Origin of the sequence: Neobacillus drentensis (genome assembly GCF_036962765.1) — a bacterium.
GTDB classification, from domain to species: Bacteria; Bacillota; Bacilli; order Bacillales; family Cytobacillaceae; genus Neobacillus; species Neobacillus drentensis_C.
Window position 1 is genome coordinate 1 of the sequence record NZ_JBALOS010000390.1, and the last position, 4506, is coordinate 4506.

4 protein-coding genes are annotated in these 4506 nt (G+C 36.3%); all 4 read right to left on the reverse strand.

What is annotated here, in order from left to right:
* Positions 1 to 1300, reverse strand: a 1300-nt coding sequence (locus V7137_RS29930; RefSeq protein WP_335701436.1) for a DNA cytosine methyltransferase, incomplete at its 3' end; no start/stop codon positions are given.
* Between the two features lie 30 nt (positions 1301 to 1330).
* Entirely contained in the window at positions 1331 to 2035 is a 705-nt protein-coding gene (locus V7137_RS29935) for a phospholipase D-like domain-containing protein (protein WP_335701437.1), read from the reverse strand.
* A 2-nt stretch (positions 2036 to 2037) separates the two neighbouring features.
* Entirely contained in the window at positions 2038 to 3777 is a 1740-nt protein-coding gene (locus tag V7137_RS29940) for a DUF1998 domain-containing protein (RefSeq protein ID WP_335701438.1), read from the reverse strand.
* A partial coding sequence (locus tag V7137_RS29945) for a helicase-related protein (protein ID WP_335701439.1) occupies positions 3774 to 4506 on the reverse strand: 733 nt, incomplete at its 5' end. The genes V7137_RS29945 and V7137_RS29940, both read right to left, overlap by 4 nt.

Genomic DNA, 4506 nt, shown 5'->3' on the forward strand with positions numbered 1-4506 from the left:
CCTTAATAGTTTTAGCAATGATCTCTGACATCAATGGTGGTACTGCATTACCCACTTGTACAAATTGGGCAGTTCTCGGACCTTCAAAAAAGAAATTGTCAGGAAAGGTTTGAATTCTTGCTGCTTCTCTTACCGTCAAAGATCTTGCCTGATTAATATCATAGTGAATATTATAATGCCCGTCCTTTGATATATGAGCCACTACCGTGTGGGGAATTTGGTTATCAGCATGAACTTTAAATTTATCCTTAAAGACATTTTCATTTTTATGTGTCTTTAGTTCGCTGGGTAAGTCTGGATAGCTAAGTTTCTCACCATTTTTTGCTTTATTAATAGCAATCTTATAAATCTCCCTATCTCTGTCTTGAATACGGCGAGCTTGGTGATTAAATACACCTATAGAGTCGTTACGCATTAATGATTGAAAAGTTGTTATTTCATTAATATCATAATCAACTTTACTATCTGTTCCCTCCCCAGGAATTAATTGAGGTAAATCTGAAAGAACATTCTTAGTATTTAATGTGTGACCCCAATCAACCCTTTTATCCAAATAACTTGGATATTGCAGATTAAACTCTTTTTTGAAACCAAATAATAATACACGCTTTCTAGTTTGTGGAACTCCATAATCCGCAAAATTTAACACATTTGCCAAAGCTCCCGAATTTGGACCAGATAATATGGAATAGCCAATTTTATCGAATTGTTCCTGAATTTCTTCAAAAACCTTACCTTTTTTTGCTGAAAGTATACCGGGTACATTCTCGAACACAAACATTTTTGGAGAAAATTCTTTAACTATACGAAGGTAATAATAAAAGAGGAAATTTCGATTATCTTTTTCAGCATCAAGTCCCATTCTTCCTCTTCCAACTAGTGAATAGGCCTGGCATGGAGGACCACCGATAATCATGGATACAGAATTTTCGTTATTAAGCTTAAGACTATTTTCAATTAGGGAAATAATTTCTTTTGAAGAGGTTGCTTCCTTGTCGTTAGAAGGATTTCCGAACTTTTTGTTAAGTATCTCAACATTCAATTTCTCTTTTAAATATCCATACTTTTTTAAAATAATTTCTCTATCCTCTTCAATATTTTTATATGTTTTCTTAGAGTTTAAATAATTGAAATATAAATCAAGATCATTGTTTTTCTTTAGTTCATGAAAAAGGTATCTCGTTTTTAATGTTTCAGTTGCCCAGCGATCTTTTTCAACTTGGGCGACTATTTTAAAACCTTCTTTATGAAAACCTTCGCTGAGGCCGCCTGCACCTGAAAAAAGATCAATTATAACCACTTTACATCTCTCCTGATTTTTCCTATTAATTTATAACTTTCTGAAATAACCTTGAGTATTTAGTTCTTCAAAGATTTGAGTTAGTGCTGTAACTTTTTTCCCTGTTATTAGAGTCCCAAGTTCAAGATTATTTACTATACCATTATAAGAAAGATTAGCTGAGGACACAAATGCTTTTTGATAATCAATTGTCAATACCTTGGCATGCAGAGCTGAAAAGTCTTTTCCTTGATATGTATAAATATTAAGCTGATGGTCTTTATTTTTAATCTGATTTAAAAACTGGGTAACCCGTTGATTATCATCAACATATAAATCAACTTGAACGCCATTACTATTTTTTGCTAGAACCAGATCAAAAATATCAGTAAAGTATTCTGTTATGGCATATCCCGTAATTAGAATATGAGATTTAGCCTCGTTCAATAGCTGTCTAACAACTCCAACCGTTTTGCGAATACTTGGCACAGTAATCGGAAGGGTTCCTACTATATCAACCTTGTCCTGTCTGTACTTGGTATTTAATAACTTTATTAAAACCAAAAGATTCCCTAATTCTTCCTTTGACAGTGAAGGGAATAAAGTAAGGAGCAAGGGAAAATCCTTGCTCATACTATTTTTCCTTCCTTCAATTATTGAACTGTAAAGCTCCATATCAGTCATTTCATATGACTTAAGTTCGGCCTCTATTTCGTTTAGTAGCAAATAAAACTTAGAAAGTAAAACATTATCCATTATTAAATAAACCCTTCAAAAAATGGTTTAATTTCAGAGTCCATTGTTCTCACCACTAGCGAACGATCAAGGAATCGGTTCCCTGTTTCACAGGAGGTTTCTGCTATCATAGTACATGCAAAACAAGCACAACCATTTAAATGATTTTCTTCAGAAGGCTCGAGATTTGCACAATGGGGATCACTAGCACAAAACACCGCGTCCTGAAGAGCAGCAAATAACGTTTTACGAATATTTTCTGTGCCACCCATTTCTACTAGACCTCCCAATGAACCTTCCTGATCGGTACTTCCTGTATACAGAAGAATCCCGGCCATATTCTCATTCCAGTATATGCGCTCCTTTATAGCAACGGAAGAATATCCTGATTGTAGGGAGAGCTGCTTAATCAACAGGTGGGATAATGTATGCATCATGACATATACAGCATCTCTTACACCAGTGACTTCCCAGCCTTTACTAGTAATCCACTCCTTATACAACCGAGAAAATTGAGCAGATTTACTTTCAAGTATTTTACTGTTATCAGACATCCAACGGTTTATTGATTCCCGATTAAATTCCAAGAAAATCCCTTCCCCAAATACCTCTACCGCAGGAAGCCAGTTTTCCTCCGTTCCAGACCCTAACCAAACAATATTCTTTGGTGAGTTTACTTCTGGCTCTGGATTGTCATTTCGCATGAATCCTAATAATACTAAGATTTCCTTAAGGCGATGAGCCTTTATAATTCGAGTAAAATAAGGTTTTAAATCATTAGGAACTTCCTGATTCTCTGCTTCGAAATCTTTTAATTTTTTCCTGCCAGTAAAATCTGTAAAGGCTGCATATTCAATTTCCTTAATATTTTGGTAATTGTCCACTTCTTCCTTAGGAGCGTTATTATACCTTTCCCATGCTTGAAGAAATTGTTCAAAAGTACCATATACTCCAGATAACTTTCTGTTGTAATATTTTTTTAAACCCATCATTCCATAATCTTCTTCATGTTCACGGATCTCTTCTTCCCGCTCTATTAATTCATCTGGGGTTTCATTATCTTGTTCTGGAATTGAGATGGCACTTCTGAGAGCAGGAAAATACACATTCGATGCCCCTCGTTGTAAAGGAATAATTGGTGAATCACAATATCCACTATTATATAGTTGATGTGGATGATTGCCAGTACATGCATATTCGTTAAATGAACTGGCTTGAGTAGCACCATTCATATTTTCAAATGCTCCGCACTCACATTTTACTCCCAATGAACGAAGACTGGATGTATTACCAGAACTTGTCATATAAAGTTTACGCTTGCATGATGTTTCTTGTTTACCATGTGCCCACCAACGCCAAGGAAAATCATCAAGATGGTTATTATCCCTGCACGAAACAACAAATCTTGCCGGATATGCCTTCCATTCACAATCCGGGCATTTTGGTCCTTCATCCAAATATGTCTCCAGGTGAAATTTATTCCTTATATCAAACAGTCGACGACATTTATTATTACTGCAAACGTGATAATACGGGAAAGGAATGGCAGGTAAATCCTCCCATCCTTTATCTGGTATTTTTTTGAAATATGATTTCTTTAAAAACTGGGACAACCGCTTATCAAAGATTTTTTCCCTAGCTTTATCCCAATACTTTATATCAAGAACCATTAAAGAATCCTTAACTGAATCAAGGATCGCCCCCGGTCCAAAAGTAGTTATTAACTGGCCTGGTCTAACCTCTCCCACCTGATTTTTACTCATTCCTTTTCCCACCCTTCATATAAGTATAACCTTGAGCTGCCTTCGATTTGCCTCATCGAGTCTAGTGTGGGTCTTTCATGTTCAGAAAGTTCCTTTTCCGAATATCTACGTAAAAGCCTATTTTGTGTTTGGTATTTTGCTTTTTTGCTCATTGTACTAAAATAATAAACAAGGTTTTTCTCTAAACTACTCGTCGCAATCCACTCGTCTAAAAACTCATCAAGGTCCGCAAGAGTCCCATCAATGTTTTTCGGTTCGACAACGCTAACCCGATTTCGGATTATGGACTTAATGGCACTTAAGTCCACAGTCCCGATATTCTTAGCCCCTTCATTTTGGGCAAGCTCTTTTTCCTGCATTCTTGCGAGAGCTACCGTTATTGCATGCAAGACCCTATCACGAGCACGGGAGGCGTATGGGGTAGCAGTTGTTCCCTCTACGTAATAATAAAGTCGGCTATGGTATCCTTTAAAATTCTGATAATGAGACATATCACGAGGCCGGTACGGATTATAAACAGTAATAACCAGCCCTGGTTTGCTCCTTCCTACACGACTAGAAGCCTGGATATACTCAGATGTTTGTTTTGGTTGACCCGTAACAACCATCAAACCCAAACGGTCAACATCCATCCCCACTGAAATCATATTAGTAGCAATGACAACATCATATTCGTTATTACCTGTTTCTCTTTCAAGTAATTCTAGTACCTTTGGAATTTTATAGGAT